Origin of the sequence: Halomonas ventosae (genome assembly GCF_004363555.1) — a bacterium.
GTDB classification, from domain to species: domain Bacteria; phylum Pseudomonadota; class Gammaproteobacteria; order Pseudomonadales; family Halomonadaceae; genus Halomonas; species Halomonas ventosae.
Map to the genome: position 1 here is coordinate 89027 of NZ_SNZJ01000012.1, position 18261 is coordinate 107287.

The 18261-nt window shown below is 70.2% G+C and carries 21 protein-coding genes; 15 read left to right on the forward strand and 6 right to left on the reverse strand.

Going from position 1 to position 18261, the window contains the following annotated elements:
- Positions 1-10 precede the first annotated feature (10 nt).
- From DFP85_RS11600 to coq7, 4 genes are all read left to right on the forward strand, one after another.
- Positions 11-445, forward strand: coding sequence for an acyl-CoA thioesterase (locus DFP85_RS11600; RefSeq protein ID WP_133636427.1), 435 nt, complete (start codon positions 11-13; stop codon positions 443-445).
- Complete coding sequence (locus tag DFP85_RS11605) at positions 445-1317, forward strand: phosphoribulokinase (protein WP_133636428.1); 873 nt, start codon at positions 445-447, stop codon at positions 1315-1317. Before DFP85_RS11600 ends, DFP85_RS11605 begins: the two co-directional genes overlap by 1 nt.
- Before the next feature lie 30 nt (positions 1318-1347).
- Positions 1348-1689 (forward strand): histidine triad nucleotide-binding protein, encoded by a 342-nt coding sequence (locus DFP85_RS11610; protein ID WP_106230557.1) that lies wholly within the window; start codon positions 1348-1350, stop codon positions 1687-1689.
- A 71-nt stretch (positions 1690-1760) separates the two neighbouring features.
- A complete protein-coding gene (gene coq7 / locus DFP85_RS11615) occupies positions 1761-2405 on the forward strand; it encodes a 2-polyprenyl-3-methyl-6-methoxy-1,4-benzoquinone monooxygenase (protein WP_133636429.1) in 645 nt (214 codons plus the stop codon).
- Positions 2406-2552: 147 nt separating this feature from the next.
- On the opposite strand, the gene DFP85_RS11620 is transcribed toward coq7, so the two are convergent.
- From DFP85_RS11620 to DFP85_RS11630, 3 genes are all read right to left on the reverse strand, one after another.
- A complete protein-coding gene (locus DFP85_RS11620) occupies positions 2553-2972 on the reverse strand; it encodes an OsmC family protein (RefSeq protein ID WP_133636430.1) in 420 nt (139 codons plus the stop codon).
- Between the two features lie 218 nt (positions 2973-3190).
- Positions 3191-3853, reverse strand: coding sequence for an N-acetylmuramate alpha-1-phosphate uridylyltransferase MurU (murU, locus tag DFP85_RS11625; protein ID WP_133636431.1), 663 nt, complete (start codon positions 3851-3853; stop codon positions 3191-3193).
- On the reverse strand, positions 3850-4875 hold the full coding sequence (locus DFP85_RS11630; protein WP_133636432.1) for an aminoglycoside phosphotransferase family protein: 1026 nt from the start codon (positions 4873-4875) through the stop codon (positions 3850-3852). The genes murU and DFP85_RS11630 overlap by 4 nt, the downstream gene beginning before the upstream one ends.
- 165 nt (positions 4876-5040) lie before the next feature.
- Between DFP85_RS11630 and DFP85_RS11635 the strand changes: the two genes are divergently transcribed.
- From DFP85_RS11635 to DFP85_RS11670, 8 genes are read left to right on the forward strand one after another with little or no spacing between them, the layout of a single operon-like run.
- Positions 5041-7485 carry an LPS-assembly protein LptD gene (locus tag DFP85_RS11635; protein WP_133636433.1) on the forward strand — a complete coding sequence of 815 codons (2445 nt, stop codon included), beginning with the start codon at positions 5041-5043 and terminating at the stop codon, positions 7483-7485.
- Positions 7486-7517: 32 nt separating this feature from the next.
- Positions 7518-8177, forward strand: a complete 660-nt coding sequence (locus DFP85_RS11640) for a SurA N-terminal domain-containing protein (protein WP_133636434.1) — start codon at positions 7518-7520, stop codon at positions 8175-8177.
- Positions 8177-9223, forward strand: coding sequence for a 4-hydroxythreonine-4-phosphate dehydrogenase PdxA (gene pdxA, locus DFP85_RS11645; protein WP_133636435.1), 1047 nt, complete (start codon positions 8177-8179; stop codon positions 9221-9223). The genes DFP85_RS11640 and pdxA overlap by 1 nt, the downstream gene beginning before the upstream one ends.
- 49 nt (positions 9224-9272) lie before the next feature.
- Positions 9273-10091: a 16S rRNA (adenine(1518)-N(6)/adenine(1519)-N(6))-dimethyltransferase RsmA gene (gene rsmA / locus DFP85_RS11650; RefSeq protein WP_133636436.1), complete on the forward strand. Its 819-nt coding sequence runs from the start codon at positions 9273-9275 to the stop codon at positions 10089-10091.
- On the forward strand, positions 10088-10486 hold the full coding sequence (gene apaG, locus DFP85_RS11655; RefSeq protein WP_133636437.1) for a Co2+/Mg2+ efflux protein ApaG: 399 nt from the start codon (positions 10088-10090) through the stop codon (positions 10484-10486). The genes rsmA and apaG overlap by 4 nt, the downstream gene beginning before the upstream one ends.
- 43 nt (positions 10487-10529) lie before the next feature.
- Complete coding sequence (locus DFP85_RS11660; protein WP_133636438.1) at positions 10530-11354, forward strand: symmetrical bis(5'-nucleosyl)-tetraphosphatase; 825 nt, start codon at positions 10530-10532, stop codon at positions 11352-11354.
- A 32-nt stretch (positions 11355-11386) separates the two neighbouring features.
- Entirely contained in the window at positions 11387-11710 is a 324-nt protein-coding gene (glpE, locus tag DFP85_RS11665) for a thiosulfate sulfurtransferase GlpE (protein ID WP_133636439.1), read from the forward strand.
- A gap of 3 nt (positions 11711-11713) precedes the next feature.
- On the forward strand, positions 11714-12874 hold the full coding sequence (locus tag DFP85_RS11670; RefSeq protein ID WP_133636440.1) for a tRNA nucleotidyltransferase/poly(A) polymerase-related protein: 1161 nt from the start codon (positions 11714-11716) through the stop codon (positions 12872-12874).
- Positions 12875-12877: 3 nt separating this feature from the next.
- On the opposite strand, the gene folK is transcribed toward DFP85_RS11670, so the two are convergent.
- Entirely contained in the window at positions 12878-13396 is a 519-nt protein-coding gene (folK, locus tag DFP85_RS11675; RefSeq protein WP_133636441.1) for a 2-amino-4-hydroxy-6-hydroxymethyldihydropteridine diphosphokinase, read from the reverse strand.
- A complete protein-coding gene (gene folB / locus DFP85_RS11680; RefSeq protein WP_133636442.1) occupies positions 13396-13761 on the reverse strand; it encodes a dihydroneopterin aldolase in 366 nt (121 codons plus the stop codon). Before folB ends, folK begins: the two co-directional genes overlap by 1 nt.
- A 158-nt stretch (positions 13762-13919) precedes the next feature.
- Between folB and plsY the strand changes: the two genes are divergently transcribed.
- Positions 13920-14507 carry a glycerol-3-phosphate 1-O-acyltransferase PlsY gene (gene plsY / locus DFP85_RS11685; protein WP_424955094.1) on the forward strand — a complete coding sequence of 196 codons (588 nt, stop codon included), beginning with the start codon at positions 13920-13922 and terminating at the stop codon, positions 14505-14507.
- Positions 14508-14703: 196 nt separating this feature from the next.
- Here the strand turns inward: plsY and tsaD are convergent, their stop codons facing one another.
- On the reverse strand, positions 14704-15741 hold the full coding sequence (gene tsaD / locus DFP85_RS11690; protein WP_133636443.1) for a tRNA (adenosine(37)-N6)-threonylcarbamoyltransferase complex transferase subunit TsaD: 1038 nt from the start codon (positions 15739-15741) through the stop codon (positions 14704-14706).
- Between the two features lie 267 nt (positions 15742-16008).
- Here tsaD and rpsU point away from each other — a divergent pair, with 267 nt between their 5' ends.
- Complete coding sequence (gene rpsU, locus DFP85_RS11695; RefSeq protein ID WP_013333229.1) at positions 16009-16224, forward strand: 30S ribosomal protein S21; 216 nt, start codon at positions 16009-16011, stop codon at positions 16222-16224.
- 130 nt (positions 16225-16354) lie between these two features.
- On the forward strand, positions 16355-18175 hold the full coding sequence (gene dnaG / locus DFP85_RS11700) for a DNA primase (protein ID WP_133636444.1): 1821 nt from the start codon (positions 16355-16357) through the stop codon (positions 18173-18175).
- The last annotated feature ends 86 nt before the right edge of the window (positions 18176-18261 follow it).

Sequence of the window (18261 nt, forward strand, 5' to 3'; positions counted from 1 at the left end):
AGGAGCGAGGATGGATCGTGTCAGACTGAGCTTTCCCGCGGATGACGTGGTGCACCGTCATCCGCTGACGGTGCGCATCACCGACATGAACTATGGTCGCCATCTGGGCCACGATGCGCTGGTGTCGCTGCTGCACGAGGCTCGCGTGGCGGCCCTCGCGTCGCGGGACCTTCGCGAGTGGGACCTCGGCGGCTATCCCTGCGTGGCGGCGGATCTCGCCGTGCAGTACCAGGCCGAGACGCGCTGGCCGGATGCCCTGGTGGTGGAGACGGCCATCCCCGCGCCGGGACGCAAGGCGATTGGCGTCTACCATCGCATCCTGCGCGAGGCGGATGACGCGACGGTGGCCACGGCGCGCATCAACCTGATGCTGGTCGACCCGCAGAGCGGTCGTCCGGTGGTCATTCCCGCCGGCGTGCGGGAAGCCCTGGCAGGAGCGAGCTGATGTCCCGGGAGTATCCGATCATCGCCCTGACCGGCTCCTCCGGTGCCGGCACCACCACGGTGAAGCGCACCTTCGAGCGCATGTTCGCCCGGGAGGCCGTGCATGCCGCCTTCGTCGACGGCGATGCCTTCCACCGCTACACCCGCCAGGAGCTGGCGCGGCTCCTCCTCGACGAGCCCGAGCGCAAGGACGAGCTCTCCCACTTCGCCGTGGAGGCCAACCTGCTCGACCGGCTCGAGGCGCTGTTCCAGGAGTACGGCGAGCACGGCAACGGCACCTACCGCCACTATATCCATGCCGAAGACAAGCAGATGATCGAGGCCGGCTACCAGGTCGGCACCTTCACCGAATGGCAGCCGCTGCCCTGCGGCACGGACCTGCTGTTCTACGAGGGGCTGCACGGGGGGCTGGTCACTGCCGAGCTCGACATCGCCCGCCACGTCGACCTGCTGGTGGGGGTGGCGCCGACCATGAACCTGGAGTGGATCCAGAAGATCGATCGCGACATGCGTCATCGTGGCTACTCCCAGGAGGCGGTGATCGATACCATCCTGGGGCGCATGGACGACTACGTGCGCTACATCCAGCCGCAGTTCTCGCGCACCCATATCAACTTCCAGCGGGTGCCCACGGTGGATACCTCCAACCCCTTCGAGGTTCAGGATATCCCCACCGACGCCGAGTCCTTCGTGGTGATCCGCTTCCGCGACCCGGCCACGGTGGACTTCCCCTACCTGTTGGCGATGATCCAGGATGCCTTCATGAGCCGGCCGCACACCCTGGTGGTGCCGGGGTCGCGGCTGTCGCTGGCCATGGAGTTGATCCTGGGGCCGCTGGTCCGCCACCTGCTCGCCCAGCGGCGCTTCCGCTGACCCGAGACCCGACCGAGAGGAACGACCCCCATGGATTGCCTGTTCTGCAAGATCATCGAGCGCGAGATTCCCGCCGACATCGTCTACGAGGACGATGCGGTGCTGGCCTTCAACGACATCAATCCCCAGGCGCCGACCCACATGCTGATCGTGCCCAAGCAGCATATCGCCACCCTCAACGACATCGAGGAGGGCGACCTGTCGCTGGTCGGCCGGCTGCAGTACACCGCCGCCAGGCTGGCGGCGGAGAAGGGCTTTGCCGAGGAGGGCTACCGGGTGGTGATGAACTGCAATGACCAGGGTGGCCAGACCGTCTATCATATCCACATGCACCTGATGGGCGGTCGTCGCTTCACTTGGCCGGCTGGCTAGCTGGCGCCCTGCGGCTCGTGCCGCGCGCGACAGGCGTACGACGCATCAGGTGCATTCTCGAGAGACCCGCCATGACCCGTTCCCTTTCCCGCACCGACAACCTGATCCACCAGGTCGATACCGTGCTGAGGACCCTGGTCCCCCACGCGGCCGCCCCCTCGCGGCCGTCGCCGGCGACCGCGGAGATCCACGACGAGCCGCTGAGCGACGAGGAGCGGCGGCACGCCGCCGGGCTGATGCGCATCAACCACACCGGCGAGGTGTGTGCCCAGGCCCTCTACCAGGGCCAGGGGTTCACCGCCAAGCTGCCGGAGGTGCGCGACCAGATGGAGCAGGCCGCCCAGGAGGAGATCGACCACCTGGCCTGGTGCGACGCCCGGCTGCAGGAACTGCATGACCGCCCCAGCCTGCTCAACCCGCTGTTCTACGCGGCCTCCTTCGGCCTCGGCGCCACGGCCGGCGCCGTGGGCGACCGGATCAGCCTGGGCTTCGTGGCCGCCACCGAGGAGCAGGTGGGCCACCATCTGGAGGAGCACCTGGTCAAGCTACCCCCGGGGGACCAGCGCTCCCGGGCGGTGCTGCGCCAGATGGCCATCGACGAGGCCCACCACGCCCAGCTGGCGCTGGAGGCCGGTGGCGCCCGCTTCCCTACACCGGTCAAGCTGGGCATGAAGCTGATGTCGAAGGTGATGACCAAGAGCGTCTATCGACTGTAAGCGCCAAGCTGCAAGCGCCGAGCTGCTCAGCGAGGGGCGGCAGGTGTCGAGCAAGCCAACGAGAAACCCCGCCGGATGTCGAGTCTGGCGGGGTTTGTTTCGTTGAGCTCAGCAGTATCAGTGACATCATCCTGCGGCGCTCGGCGCCTACTCCTCGACGATGGTGAAGGAGTGGGTGATCTCGACCCCGCCCTTGACCAGCATGATCGAGGCGCTGCAGTACTTCTCGGCCGAGAGCTCCACGGCTCGCGCGACCTGCTTCTCCTTCAGGCCCTTGCCGCTGACGGTGAAGTGCACGTGGATCCTGGTGAAGACGCTGGGGACCTCGTCGGCGCGCTCGGCCTCGAGGCTGGCCACGCAGTCGGTGACGTCGGCGCGGGCCTTGTCGAGGATATTGAGGACATCGAAGGAGGTGCAGCCGCCCATGCCCATCAGCAGCAGCTCCATGGGCCGTGGGCCGGTGTTGCGGCCGCCGTGGTCGGGGGGGCCGTCGATGACCACGCTGTGGCCGCTACCGCTCTCGGCGACGAATTGACGACCATCGGTCCATTTCACGCTGGCTTTCATAATACAGGCATCCTTAACTCGGTTATTCGGCAGCCTGCTCGGGGCTGTTCCGTCACCAAGCCTTCGGGGAGGCGCTGTAAACCCCTCCCTGGGCGCTACCGACGCCATCCCTGGCGTAGGACCTCCCCTCCGGCTTGGCCCCGGCGCCCCTCGCTTGGCAGGCTGTTGAGGGGGTCATCAGGTGAAGGCGCTCAGCATAGCAGCTGCGGTAGGTTTGCTCAGCCCCGCAGGCGGCGGTCGAGGTCGGCCAGACGCTCCGGCGTGCCGACATCGACCCAGATGCCACGGTGGTGGTGGCCGCCGACGCGCCCCTCGGCCATGGCGCGCCGCAGCAGCGGCGCCAGGGCGAAGGCGCCGGCTGGCTCGTCCGCCACCAGCGCCGGGTCGAGCAGGCTGATGCCGGCGAAGGTGAGTCGTGGCTCGCCCTCGGCATGCACCCGGCCATCGGCGTCCAGGTGGAAGTCGCCCTGAGGATGGTGGTCGGGGTTGTCCACCAGCACCAGCCGGGCCAGGTCGTCGCCCAGGGCGGGCAGCTCAGCCGGGTCCAGCTCGCACCAGACGTCACCGTTGACCAGCAGGAAGGGGGCCTCGCCGAGCAGGGGCAGCGCCTGGCGGATGCCACCACCGGTCTCCAGCGGCGCCGTTTCCCGGCTCCAGGCGATGTGCACCCCGAAGGCGGCGCCGTCTCCCAGCGTCGCGACGATCTGCTCCGCGCGGTAGCTGACGTTGATGACCACCTCGCGGATGCCGCCTTCGCGCAGACGCTCCAGGTGGTGGACGATCAGCGGCTTGCCGCCCACCTCGAGCAGCGGCTTGGGGCAGTGATCGGTGAGCGGGCGCATGCGGGTGCCGAGCCCCGCGGCCAGGATCATCGCCCTCATGCGCCGGCCTCCAGGCGTGCCGCCAGTGCCGGGCGGAAGGTGTCGGCGAGCCAGGTCTTCAGGCCCGCGTGGCCGGGCAGGTCGTCGAGGCTGTCCTCCAGGTGGCCGAGGAAGTGCGGCAGCCGCTCGAGGTACCCCTCGCGGGCGTCGCGCAGGGTCAGCCGGCAGAAGATGCCCAGCACCTTGAGCGCCCGCTGGGCGGCCATCGCCTGTGCCCGGCGGTGGAAGGTCGCGGGCTCGACATCGGTGGGGAGCCGGCCGTCGGCGATGGCACGCACCCGGAAGGCCTCCACCCAGGCGGCAAAGCGGGCCGGGGGGAAGCGGCAGTAGCGGCCGCGCAGCAGCGAGATCAGGTCGTAGCTGAGCGGGCCGGCCACGGCGTCCTGGAAGTCGATCAGGTGCAGGGCCTCGTCCTGCACCATCAGGTTCATGGCGTCGAAGTCGCGATGCACCGCGACCACCGGCTGGGCCAGGGCCTCGGCGATCAGGGTCTCGCGCAGTGCCGCCCAGCCCGGCGGCGTGGCCATGCCCAGCCACTCCCCCAGGCACCAGTCGGGGAAGAGGTCGAGCTCGCGACCCAGGAGGGCGGCGTCATAGGCGGGCAGTCCCTCCAAGGGGGCGCGATTCTGCAGCGCGTGGACCAGCTCGAGGGCGTGCTCGTGCCAGGCCAGGGTGGCGGGGGCGTCGTCGTCCTGGAAGCACGCCTGCAGCGGGGTGTCGCCCAGGTCGTCGAGTTCGATGAAGCCCTCTGCCAGGTCCACGCCATGCAGGGCCGTCACCGGCAGGCCGGCCGAGCGCCACTGCTCGGCGATGGCCACGAAGGGGCGGCTGTCCTCACGGTCGGGTGGGGCATCCATCAGCATGCGGGTGGTGCCGTCGGGCAGATGCAGGCGGAAGTAGCGCCGGAAGCTGGCGTCGCCGGCCGCGAGCCGCACCGCGATGGCGGATGCCGGGAGCGCGTGGCGGCGGGCGGCCCACTGGCGCAGGCGTTCCGTGCGCGTGGGGTCGGTGGCCTCTGGCATCGTCGTCTGGCTCCTTGTGTAGAAGGCGGATGCGGTTGACGGCCCCCGGGAGGCCCCGCATGCTGAGTTCCCGGCCGCGCCGGCAATGGCTGGGTCCATGCCGGCAGGACAGGCCGGATGCGGCCTGTATAATACCGATTCACCCCGCCAAGGACATCGTGGAGCATGGGAAAGCGACTCTCGTGGACATGGACGGCCCTGGCAGGCCTGACCTGCACCGGCCTGGCGAGCGGGCCCCTGGTGGCGGCGCCGCCCGAGCCGCTGCCGGCGGACCAGCTGGACTGGCAGCCCTGGGGCGAGGAGCGCCCGGCCAACGCGCTGTGTCGCGGGCGCTACGTGATGCCGGACTATCGGCTGCCGCCGCCGCCCGGCGAGAAGGTCGCCAGCGAGTCCGACAGCGCCGACTACGGCGCACAGGGCGAGACGATCCTCGGTGGCGAGGTGCTGCTGCGTCGCGGGAGCGCCCAGCTCGAGGCGCCGCGGGTGCGCGTGCCCGGCAGTCGCGAGACCGCCTTTGCCGAGGGGCCCCTGGCGCTGCGCGACACTGGCCTGCTGGTGCGCGGCGAGGCGGCGGAGCTCTCGTTGAACAGCGATGCCGCCCGCATCGACAGCGCCCACTACGTGGCCCACGAGCAGCGCCTGCGCGGCGATGCGGTTCACCTGGCGCGCCTCGAGGATGGTCGCTATCGCCTCACCGAGGCGAGCTTCACCACCTGCGAGCCGGGCAGCGACCTCTGGCGCCTGGTGGGCAACGACATCCTGCTCGACCGCGAGCGCGGCGTCGGCACTGCGACCCATGCCCGGCTGGAGATGGGCAAGGTGCCGGTCTTCTACTGGCCCTGGGTGCGCTTCCCCCTCGACGAGCGCCGCCAGAGCGGCTTCCTGTGGCCGATGATCGGCCTCTCCACCGACTCGCTCGACTATGCCCAGCCCTACTACTGGAACATCGCCCCCAACCACGACGCCACGATCACGCCGCGCTGGATCAGCGACCGCGGCCTGCTGCTGGGCGGCGAGTACCGCTACCTGTTCCGGCAGGATGCGGGACAGATAGAGGGGGCCTACATCGCCGATGACCGCGCCGCGGGAGATGAGGCCTCCGACGCCTCCACGCTGGAGAACGGCGATGCCCGCTGGTACCTCGACTATCGCCATGCGGGTCGCTTCGATGCCCGCACCCGCTACCAGCTGCGCTACGGGGCGGCCAGTGACGGGCGCTACTTCGACGACTTCGGGCGCGGCTTCGGCGAGGGCGATACCGGCAGCATGCCGCGGCTCGCCCAGTTGGACCACCGTGGCGACGTCTGGCAGCTGCAGGCCAGGGCCCAGGGCTACCAGAAGCTCGACGACCCGCTGCTCGAGCGTGACAAGCCCTTCTACCGGCTGCCCAGCCTGACCGCCAATGCCCGCTGGCGCCAGGAGACCGGCTTCTACCAGCAGTGGCGCTCCAATGCCACCCACTTCTGGCGTGACGTGGACGAGAGGGAGGTGCCCATTCGCGAGGCGGCTAACGGGACCCGGCTGCACCTCTCGCCGGCCACCGGCTGGCGTTTCGACGAGAGCTGGGGATTCCTGGAGCCGCGCCTCGAGTGGCTCGCCACCGCCTACCAGCTCGACTACGGCGAGCGCGAGACCGAGCGCGACGAGGGCCTCTCCCGCAGCGTGCCGGTCGCCACCCTCGACGGGGGCCTGGTGTTCGAGCGGGAGCTGGACCTCGGCGGCCGCGGCTATCGCCAGACCCTGGAGCCGCGCGTCAACTACGCCTATGTGCCGGCGCGCGACCAGACCGAGTTTCCGGACTTCGACACCGCCGAACAGGCCTTCTCCTGGAACCAGCTCTGGTCGCCCTACCGCTTCACCGGGAGCGACCGGGTGGGCGACCTCAACCGCGTTTCCCTGGGGCTCGAGTCGCGGCTGCTGGCCGATGCCAGCGGGCGCGAGCGGCTCTCGGTGGGAGTCGGCCAGGCCTACTACCTGGAGGATCGCACCATCGACATGGCGGGCGATCCGGATACCCTGCCGGATCCCGAGACCCGCGAGATGGACTACTATCGCGCGACACGCGAGCGCTCGCCGCTGGTCACCCGGGCGGACTGGCAGCTCACCGACCACTGGCGCTCGCGCTGGCAATGGCTCTACGACGACCATCGCGAGCAGACCGAGAGCACCTCGCTGGCCCTGCAGTACCGCGCCGATGCCGGCCACGTGGTGAACTTCGGCTACCGCTGGCAACTCGAAGGCTTCGACCCGTCCCTGGAGGACGAGGACGTGGTCAACTACAACCGCGAGGAGTACGACCTCTCGTTCGCCTGGAAAGCCAGCCGCCGCCTGGACCTGATCGGTCGGCTGCTCTACGACAACACCAACGACCGCGCCCTGGAGCAGCTGGCGGGTGTCCAGTGGAACGACTGCTGCTATGGTCTGCAGCTGGTCTGGCGCGAGTGGATCGACGACAACGACACCGCGAACACCATCGAGGATGACCTCACCGACCGGGGGGTCTTCCTGCGCTTCGTGTTCAAGGGGCTGGGCGGCGTCGGCGGCGAGGCCGACAGCTACTTCGAGGAGGCGATCCCGGGCTACCGGGCCACCGCCCTCGGGCGGCCCTGAGACATTCGACAATGACGAGAGGAAAGAGAGACATGCGCAGTCGACGTATCGCCACCCTGGCGCTGGCCCTGTGCCTGGCCGCCCTGCCCCTGGCGGGGCAGGCACAGGATGCCGGCCCCTCGGACGCCCAGCCGATGGGTCGCCAGGCGCTGGATCGTATCGTGGCGGTGGTCAACGATGGCGCCATCATGCACAGCGAGCTCGAGGAGCGCGTCGCCCAGACGCGCAGCCAGATCGCCCGCCAGGAGCAGGGGGCGCCGCCCGACGACGTCCTGCGTCGTCAGGTCCTGGACCGCATGATCGTCGAGGAGATCCAGCTGCAGATGGCCCGTGACGCCAACCTGAGCGTCGATGACACCGAGCTCAACGGCCAGGTGCGGGCCATCGCCGAGAACAATGGCATGACGCTGGACCAGTTCGCCGATGCCCTCGAGGCCGACGGCCTCTCGCTGGCCGTGGTCCGGGACCAGGTCCGCCGCGAGCTGATGATGCGCCAGCTGCAGCAGCGCCAGGTCGCCAGCCGCGTCAACATCTCCGAGCGCGAGGTGGACCGCTTCGTGGAGCAGCAGGGCGCCAGCCGCGAGCAGGCCCGCCAGGCCCTCTTTCAGCGCAAGGTCAATGCCGAGATGGAGGAGTGGATCCAGGAGATCCGCAGTCGCGCCTTCGTCGACAACCGCCTCGTGGAGCGTTGATGGTCCCGGGCGATTCGCCGGTGCTGGCCCTGACCTGCGGCGAGCCGGCGGGAATCGGGCCGGAACTGGCGGTGATGCTGGCGGCCGACGGGGTGCCCGCCGCCCGGCTGGTGGCGGTGGGTGACCCGGCCCTGCTGGCCGAGCGTGCCGCCATGCTCGGCTGCCGGGTGGATATCCGGGGTCTCGCCCCCGGCGAGCCCCCGCCGGCGCCGCGGCGCGGGGTGTTGCCGGTGTGGCCCGTGGCGCTGCGGGCTCCCTCGCACCCCGGCCGGCTCGACCCGGCCAACGCCGGTCATGTGCTGGAGACCCTGGACGTGGCGATCGACGCCTGTCGCGCCGGCCGGGCCGCGGGCATGGTCACGGCCCCGCTGCACAAGGGGGTGATCCTCGATGCCGGGCATGCCGGCTTCACCGGCCACACCGAGTACCTGCGCGATGCCTGCGGGGTGGAGGAGGTGGTGATGATGCTCGCCACCGACAGCGCCCTGCATGCCCGCGAGACGGGCTGGCGGGGCGATTCGGCCCTGAGGGTCGCGCTGGCCACCACGCACCTGCCGCTGCGCGAGGTGGCCGACGCCATTACCGCGCCCCGGCTCGAGCGCCTGCTGCGCATCCTCCACGCCGACCTGCAGCGCTGGTTCGGCATCACGGCGCCGCGCATCGCCGTCTGCGGGCTCAATCCCCACGCCGGGGAGGGCGGCCACCTGGGCCGCGAGGAGCTGGACGTGATCCTTCCGGCCCTGGAGGGCCTGCGGGCCGAGGGGCTGGCCCTTGACGGGCCCCTGCCCGCCGATACCCTGTTCACCCCGCGCCACCTCGAGGGCGTCGATGCGGTGCTGGCCATGTACCATGACCAGGGGCTGCCGGTGCTCAAGTATGCCGGCTTCGGCCGCGCCGCCAACATTACCCTGGGGCTGCCGCTGGTGCGCACCTCGGTGGACCATGGCACGGCCCTCGACCTGGCCGGCACGGGGCAAGCCGACCTCGGCAGCCTGCGGGTCGCGGTGGCCCTGGCCGCCGAGATGGCGCAGCGCAGGACGGCCTGAGTCGCAGTTCTGACCCTCGAATTCCGTACCATTAGAAGGACACCCCTGAATGGCATCCCGCTCCCCGGTTCACCGGGCCCGCAAGCGCTTCGGCCAGAACTTCCTGCGCGACCCCGGCGTCATCTCGCGCATCGTGCGTGCCATCGGGCCCCGCCCCGGCGACCGCCTGGTGGAGATCGGCCCCGGCCAGGGGGCCCTGACCGAGCCGCTGCTCGAGGCGGCCGGCGGCCATCTCGAGGTGATCGAGCTCGACCGGGACCTGATTCCCGGCCTGCGCGTGCAGTTCTTCGACAAGCCCGGCTTCGTCATCCACGAGGGCGACGCCCTGAAGGTGGACTTCCGGACCCTGAGAGGCGACGGGGCGGCGCTGCGGGTGGTGGGCAACCTGCCCTACAATATCTCCACGCCGCTGATCGTCCACCTGCTGGAAGCCGGTGATGCCGTGGCCGACATGCACTTCATGCTGCAGAAGGAGGTGGTGGAGCGCCTGGCCGCCGTCCCGGGCGGCCCCGACTGGGGGCGGCTCTCGGTGATGGCCCAGTACCACTGCCGGGTCGATGCGCTGTTCACGGTGCCACCGGAGGCCTTCGTGCCGCGCCCCAGGGTGGAGTCGGCCATCGTGCGCCTCACCCCCCACCACGTCCTGCCGCATCCGGCCCGTGACGAGGGACTGCTCTTCACCCTGGTGCGCGAGGCCTTCGGCCAGCGGCGCAAGACCCTGCGCAACAACCTCAAGGGCCGCATCGACGTCGCGACCCTCGCGTCACTGGAGATCGATCCGGGACGGCGGCCCCAGACGCTCAGCGTCGAGGAGTTCGTGCGCATCGCCAACCACCTGGCCGCGGCCGGGCAAGGAGAGGCCCCATGACCCTGACCACCCCGGAAGGGCTCGACCATGCCATCCGCGTCGACGTGGCGCCGGATTTCCGCATCGAGGAGTCCGCGCCCGACGAGCAGCGCTTCGTCTTCAGCTACACCGTCACGGTCCATAACACCTCAGGGCACAGCGTGCAGCTGCTCGCCCGCTACTGGAAGATCACCCAGGGCAGCGGCAAGGTGCAGGAGGTGCGCGGCAAGGGGGTGGTGGGCCAGCAGCCGCTGATCGGCCCCGGCCAGACCTTCCGCTACACCAGCCGGGCGATCCTCGACGGCCCGGTGGGGGTGATGGAGGGCGCCTATACCTGCGTCGACACCGCCAGCCAGCGCCCCTTCGAGGTGGCCGTCGCCCCCTTCCGGCTGGCCGGGCCCAACCAGGTGCACTGACCTCACCGAACCGACCCTATCTTACCGACCCCGGGGAGCAGCGATGACCACCTATGCCATCGGCGATCTGCAGGGCTGTCACGACGAGTTCATCGCCCTGCTCGAACAGCTCGACTTCGACCCTCGTCGCGACCGCCTGTGGCTGGCCGGTGACCTGGTCAACCGCGGCCCCGAGTCGCTTGCCTGCCTGCGCGAGGTGATGGCGCTGGGCGAGTCCACCACCACGGTGCTCGGCAACCATGACCTGCACCTGCTGGCGGTGGCCCGCGGCGGTGCCCGGGAGAACCGCAAGGACACCCTCTCGGCGATCCTTTCCGCCCCGGACCGTGAGCGCCTGCTCGACTGGCTGCAGTCGCGCCCGCTGCTGGTGCGCCGAGGCTCCGGGAGCCAAGGCGATACCGTCATGACCCACGCCGGCCTGCTGCCGCAGTGGTCGGTCGAGCAGGCCGCCGCGCTCGCTGGCGAGGCCGAGTCGCGCCTCGCCAGCGAACGGGCCGGGGCCTTCCTCGAGCGGATGTACGGCAACGCGCCGGCCTGCTGGCGCGACGACCTCGACGGCATCGACCGCCTGCGGATGATCATCAATGTCTTCACCCGCATGCGCTTCATCGATGCCGGGGGGTGTCTCGACTTCGCCGCCAAGGAGGGGCTCGACAGCGCCCCGGCGGGCTTCGCCCCCTGGTTCCAGTTTCCCCGGGACGACGACCCCTGGCTGCTGTTCGGCCACTGGGCCGCGTTGCAGGGCGAGACGCCGGCCAGCCGGGTGCGCGCCGAGGCGCTGGACACCGGCTGCGTGTGGGGCAGCCGCCTGACCGCCCTGGACCTCGAGAGCGGCAGGCGCACCAGCGTGCCGAGCCGCCAAGGCTGAGTTCCCCTTTTTCCCCCGAACACGAGGCTGCCATGACGACCTTCCAGCATCTCGACATCCCGACCCTGGCCGGTTGGCTCGAGGGCGACCAGGCGCTCACCCTGGTCGATATCCGCGACCCGCAGAGCTTCGCCCAGGGGCATATCCCCGGGAGCCGCCGCCTGGACAACGACACGGTGGGCGCCTTCATCGAGGAGGCGGCGCGCGAGCGGCCCCTGGTGGTGGTCTGCTACCACGGCCACTCCAGCCAGCAGGCGGCGGCCTGGCTGGCCGGCCAGGGCTTCCCCGAGGTCTATAGCCTCGATGGCGGCTTCACCGACTGGCAGCTTCGCCACCCCGACCGGGTGGAGCGCTGAGCCATGGCCGAGGCCGAGGATCCGCACCTGCAGGGGCTCGAGGTCTACCGGGTCGGCGGGGCGGTGCGCGACGCCCGGCTGGGCTGGCCGGTCAAGGACACCGACTGGGTGGTGGTGGGGGCGACCCCGGAGGAGATGCGTCGTCGCGGCTTCAAGCCGGTGGGGCGCGACTTCCCGGTCTTCCTGCACCCCGAGAGCCACGAGGAGTTCGCCCTGGCGCGCACCGAGCGCAAGTCCGGTCACGGCTATACCGGTTTCGTGGTCCATGCCAGCCCCGAGGTGACCCTGGAGGAGGACCTGGCGCGCCGTGACCTGACCATCAACGCCATGGCCGAGACCCCGGAAGGCGCGCTGGTGGACCCCCATGGCGGCCTGGCCGACCTGGAGGCACGACGGCTGCGTCACGTCTCGCCGGCCTTCGTCGAGGACCCGCTGCGGGTGCTGCGCACGGCGCGCTTCCTCGCCCGCTATGCCGGCCTGGGCTTCGTCATCGCCGAGGAGACGCGGCGGCTGATGGGCGAGCTGGTGGCGAGCGGCGAGCTGGCCCATCTGGTGGCCGAGCGTGTCTGGACCGAGACCGAGAAGGCGCTCTCCGAGCCCTGGCCGGAGGTCTACTTCCAGGTCCTGCACGACTGCGGTGCCCTGGCGGTGCTGATGCCGGAGCTGGCGGCCGATGCGGAGAGCCTCGACGAGGCACTCGGTCGCCTGCACCGCTTGCCGGAGGACATCGAGGCCGAGTCGCAGGCCCGCTGGCGCTGGGCGCGGCTGGTGGAGCACCTGGACGAGGAGGACCGCGCCGCCCTGGCCGAGCGGCTGCGCCTGCCCCGCGCCCACCGCGAGCTGGCCAGCCAGGCGGCCCTGACCCGCCGCCTGCTGGCTCGGGTGGCACGACACGGCCTGGATGGTGCCCGGGTGATGGCCTGGCTCGATGGCATCGACGCCTGGCGCCGCGGCGACCGGGTGGCGCCGTTGATCAGCCTGGTTAGCCTGGAGGCCCCGGAGCTGGCCGAGGACCTGGCCCTGGCCTGGCGCCTGGCCCGGCAGGTCCTGCCCAAGGCGCTGGTGGCCGAAGGCTACCGGGGGCGCGAACTGGGCGAGGAGCTGGCGCGGCGGCGCTGGGAGGCCATCGATGGCGCGCTCGCCGGCCCCGAGGGGAGGGCCTGAGGCTCACTCCGGCGCGGAGATGCGCCGGCCCTGCCAGACGAACGCCACTGGCCAGAGGCGCTGCTGGCCGGTCTCGAACTCGCCCCAATGGGCGCGATAGCACCTGCCGGTGAGCGGGTGGCGGGCCTCGGGTAGCAGCTCCGCCAGCGGCTTCAGCACGAAGGCGTGGTGGAGGATCTCGTCTCGGGGCAGCTCGACGTCATCGTGGCGGCCGGTCAGGTCACCCACGGTGAGCAGGTCGACGTCCAGGGTCCGGGGGCTGAACTTGGGAACGCCCTCGCGGCGGCCGTTGGCGAACTCCAGCCGCTTGCACCAGGCCTGCAGCTCGCCCACCGGGCGGTCGCTCTCGAAGGCCACCACCAGGTTGTAGAAGTTGCGACCATCCTCGAAGCCCACCGGCTCGCTCTCGAAGACCCGCGAGATGGCAAGTGGACCGAAGGTCGCGGCCAGGGCATCCAGGCAGACCCGCACGTGGTGCTCGCGCTCGATGTTGCTGCCGATGCTGACGGTGATCCGGGCCATCAGGCGCCTCCCGTCCGCTGGCCGCGCTCGATGCAGACGCCCACCGCGGCGGCGGCGGGCACGGCACCGGGCTTGCGCACGGTGAGGCGCAGCCAGGCAATGCCGAATTCGTCGCGCAGGGTCTCGGCCAGACGCTCGGCGAAGGTCTCGACCAGGGCGAAATCATGCTCGCCGGCGAAGGCGGCGATGCGCTCGCTGATGGCGGCGTAGTTGAGGGTCAGGGCGATATCGTCGCCGGCCGCCGCGGGGCGGATGTCGGTGCCCAGCGTCAGGTCGAGCCGCAGCGTCTGGGTGATGGTGCGCTCCCAGTCATAGACGCCGATCACGGTGTCCACCTCGAGCGCTTCGATCAGCACAAGATCCATCGGGGCTCCCCGGGCCATGGGTAGTCGTGGACCGGGCGATGTGCCGGGTCCGCCTGCAGGCGCCCGATTGTACGCCAGCCAGGCCTCGGGCGACACCGGCCTGTCCCGCATCGCCCATGGCTGGCAGAATCGGGATTTCACCCCACAGGAGGCCGCCCGTGGAGGCGCCACTCGACCTCATCCTGCTGCTGATGGCGATCGGTTACCTGAGCGGCACCTGGCTCGGGGCGCTGACGGTGTGCCGCCTGGCGGGGGTGGGGGACCCGCGACTGGTCGGTTCCTGCAATCCGGGGTTCTCCAATATCCTGCGCCTGCATGGCTATCGCCTGGCCCTGGCCACCCTGGTGGTGGACGTGGCCAAGGGGATGCCGGTGCTGTGGCTGGCCATGTGGCTCGGCCTGCCGCCCTGGGGGCTGGGGCTGGTGGGGCTCGGCGTGCTGCTGGGCCACAGCTACCCGGCCTGGCATCGCTTCCGGGGCGGCAAGGGCGTGGCCAGCGCCTTCGGCGTGATGCTGGTGCTCACGCCCTGGGTGGCGCTCTGCTGCGCCGCGCTGTGGCTGCTGCTGGCCTGGCGGGTGCGCACGGCCGCCATCGCCTCCCTGGCGAGTGCCGCCATGGCGCCGCTGGCCAGCCTGTGGCTGGCGCCGGAGTTCGCCGGCGTGGTGATCGTCTTCACCCTGCTGGTGCTGGGGCGCCATGTGCTCAATATTCGCCGTCTGGGACGCGGCGACGAGCCGCCCTTGTAGGCTTCCAGCTTATGGCTTGCCTAGCGTATCCATCGGCCAGCGCGGCACTGCCTCATGACGCCCTTCAGTCTAGTGTGGGAGCTTCCAGGGTATCCATCGGCCAGCGCGGCACCGCCTTCATGATGCCGGTCTCGTCGCGTTCGCCGGCCAGCAGCCGCTGGGCGCTGTGACATAAAGAGCGCGATCATGACGCCCTTCAGTCTTGTGTGGGAGCTTCCAGGGTATCCATCGGCCAACGCGGCACCGCCTTCATGATGCCGGTCTCGTCATGTTCGCCGGCCAGCAGCCGCTGGGCGCCGACATACGCGATCATGGCCCCGTTGTCGGTGCAGAAGCGCCCACGCGGGTAGTAGGCCCGGGCGTCGCGCTTGGTGCACTCCCGCTCCAGGCGTTCGCGCAGCCGCACATTGGCGCTCACGCCGCCGGCGACGACCAGCCGCTTGAGGCCGGTCGCGTCCAGCGCGCGGCGGCACTTGATCACCAGGGTATCGACCACCGCCTCCTCGAAGGCGCGGGCCACGTCGGCCCGGGCCTGGTCGCCGAGGTTGCCGGCCTGCTCGAGCTGGCGGATGGCGGTCAGGGTGTGGGTCTTGAGCCCCGAGAAGCTGAAGTCGAGCCCAGGGCGGTCGGTCATCGGCCGCGGGAAGCGGAAGCGGTTGGGGTCGCCGTCCTCGGCCAGCTTCGCGACCTGGGGGCCGCCGGGGTAGTCGAGGCCCAGCATCTTGGCCGCCTTGTCGAAGGCCTCGCCGGCGGCGTCGTCCACCGACTCGCCGAGCAGGCGATACTGGCCCAGGCCTCGCACCTCGACCAGCTGGGTATGCCCCCCGGAGACCAGCAGCGCAACGAAGGGGAAGTCGGGGGGCGCATCCTCCAGCATGGGGGCCAGCAGGTGGCCCTCCATGTGGTGGACGCCGAGCACCGGGATCCCCAGGGCGCGGGCCATGCCATGGGCGGTACTGGCCCCCACCATCAGCGCACCCACCAGCCCGGGGCCGGCGGTGTAGGCGATGGCGTCGAGTTCGCCGCGCGCCAGGCCGGCCTCGTCCAGCACCTGCTGGATCAGCGGCAGCAGCCGACGCGTATGATCCCGGGAAGCGAGCTCCGGGACCACGCCGCCGTACTCGGCGTGCATGGCGATCTGGCTGTAGAGGGCGTCGGCCACGAGGCCGCGCCCGGTGTCGAAGAGGGCGACGCCGGTCTCGTCGCAGGAGGTCTCGATGCCCAGTACGCGCATGATGATGGCTCGGTATTGCGTGGAAGGCGGCATTCTACGCCTTTTGCCACGCCGGCGCAGTGCGGAAACGATTTGCACGCGTTCGATGTGACGACTAGAATACTGTCCGCTGCAAGACTGGGTCGTGCACCCAGGAGTGGCCTTCCGCTTGACACGCATCGTTCCGGTTCGCCTGGCGATTCCGGCGTTCGTTGCGTGATGGCGAGTGGCCCTCACAAGGTGTGCGTACAAACCGAACTCAAGTTACCCAAGGTAGGTGAGTGCTTAATGCCTTCTGTCAAAGTACGTGATAACGAGCCGTTTGACGTCGCGCTGCGTCGCTTCAAGCGTTCCTGTGAAAAAGCCGGTGTTCTCTCGGAAGTGCGTCGTCGCGAGCAGTACGAGAAGCCGACCGCAGAGCGCAAGCGCAAGGCGGCCGCTGCCGTCAAGCGCCATGCCAAGAAGCTTCAGCGTGAGCGCAAGCGTTTCGAACGGCTCTATTGATCCGTACTGGAGTCGGTAGGGGCATTCGGCCCCTGTCGTCTCAAGAGGGACGCCAAGCGGCCGCCTAACGGTGGCCGCTTGTTTTTCGTCGCCTCTCCCGTTCCCCTCCCGTCTCTCGCAGGGTGCCCGAATGGCCGGTCAGATTCCCCAGCGCTTCATCGATGACCTCCTGGCCCGCGTCGACGTGGTCGAGGTGGTCGGCGAGCGCGTGACGCTGAAGAAGGCCGGGCGCAACCATTCGGGCCTCTGTCCCTTCCATCAGGAGAAGTCGCCCTCGTTCACCGTCAGCGCCGACAAGCAGTTCTACCACTGCTTCGGCTGCGGCGCCCACGGCAATGCCCTGCGCTTCCTGATGGAATACGAGAACCTGCGTTTCCCCGAGGCGGTGGAGCAGCTTGCCGCGCGGCTCGGCATGGAGGTGCCGCGAGAAGGGGCCGATGACCCGCGTGCCCAGGCCCGTGAGCGCAAGCGCAAGGAGGGGGTCAACCTGCTGGAGCTCTCGGCCAGCTACTACCGCGAGCGGCTGAAGATGCCCGAAGGGGAGGGCGCGCGGCGCTACCTGGCCGAGCGCGGGCTGTCGCCGGAGGTGCAGCAGGCCTTTGCCATCGGCTATGCCCCGGCCGGCTGGGAGGCGCTCAAGCGCCACCTCTCCGAACGCGGCATCAGTGAGGCGGTGCAGATCGAATATGGCCTGCTGGTGCACCGCGAGGAGACTGGACGGACCTATGACCGCTTCCGCGACCGGGTGATGTTCCCGATCCGCGATATCCGTGGGCGCACCATTGCCTTCGGCGGGCGGGTACTGGGCGACGCCAAGCCCAAGTACCTCAACTCCCCCGAGACGCCGGTGTTCCACAAGGGGCGCGAGCTCTACGGCCTCTTCGAGGCTCGGCAGGCCAACTCGCGGCTCGAGCGGCTGGTGATCGTCGAGGGCTACATGGACGTGGTGGCGCTGGCCCAGTTCGGCATCCGCAACGCCGTGGCCACCCTCGGCACCTCCACCAGCGAGGAGCATCTGGGGCGGCTGTTCCGGATGGTCGGCGAGGTGGTGTTCTGCTTCGACGGCGACCGGGCCGGTCGCCAGGCCGCGTCCCGGGCGCTGCAGACGGTACTGCCGCAGATGATCGACGGGCGCCAGGCACGCTTCATGTTCCTGCCCGAGGGGGAGGACCCCGACAGCCTGGTACGTCGGGAGGGACCGGAGGCCTTCGAGGATCGCATCACCTGCGCCAGCCCGCTGTCGGAATTCCTCTTCGATCACGCCGCCGAGGGGCGCGACCTGGCGACGATCGAGGCGCGCGAGCGCTTCGCCAGCCAGGTGCTCTCGGCGATCGGCAAGCTGCCGGAGGGGGTGCTCAAGTCGCTGTTGCTGACGGAGCTCTCGCGGCGCACCGGCGTCGACCAGTCGCGCTTCGAGGCGCTGGTCACCCCCCGCGAGGCACCGGAGGCCGAGCCGCCTCTCGCCGCGGAGCCCGGACACGACGAGGCGCCCCGGCCCGGTTCGCCGCGAGGGGGCGGCGCGGCAGGCGGGGCGCTGAGCCTGATGGGGCGTGTGCTGCAGCTGCTGGTCCACGAGCCGCGGCTGGTGGAGCGCCTGCCCGAGGAGAGCGACTGGTACCCCGGGGAGGACCCGGAGGCACGGCTGTGCCACGAGGTGGAGCGGCTGCTGCGGGCGGGACGCTATCGCAGCGCCCAGGTGCTGCTGGCTCACTTCCACGGCACCCCGGAGGGCGAGCGGCTCGCCGAGCTGGCGCGCCGCGAGCTGCTTATCCCGCCGGGGGCGCGAGCCGCCGAACTGGACGGGCTGGTCGAGCACTTCCGGCGACACCGTCTCAGGCCATCGCATCAGGAGGAAGTCGACGCCCTGCTGTCAAAGCAGCAACGGGGAGAGCGGCTGTCGCTGGAGGAGCGCCAGCGCCTGATGGGATTGCTCACCGAGCTCAAGGGGTGAGGCAAGGCCCCGCCCCGCGGAAGGAAATTGGCGGCGGGGTTGAATTTCCTCCTACTATCACCACATAGAAGGCAGTGCCCGTCAAC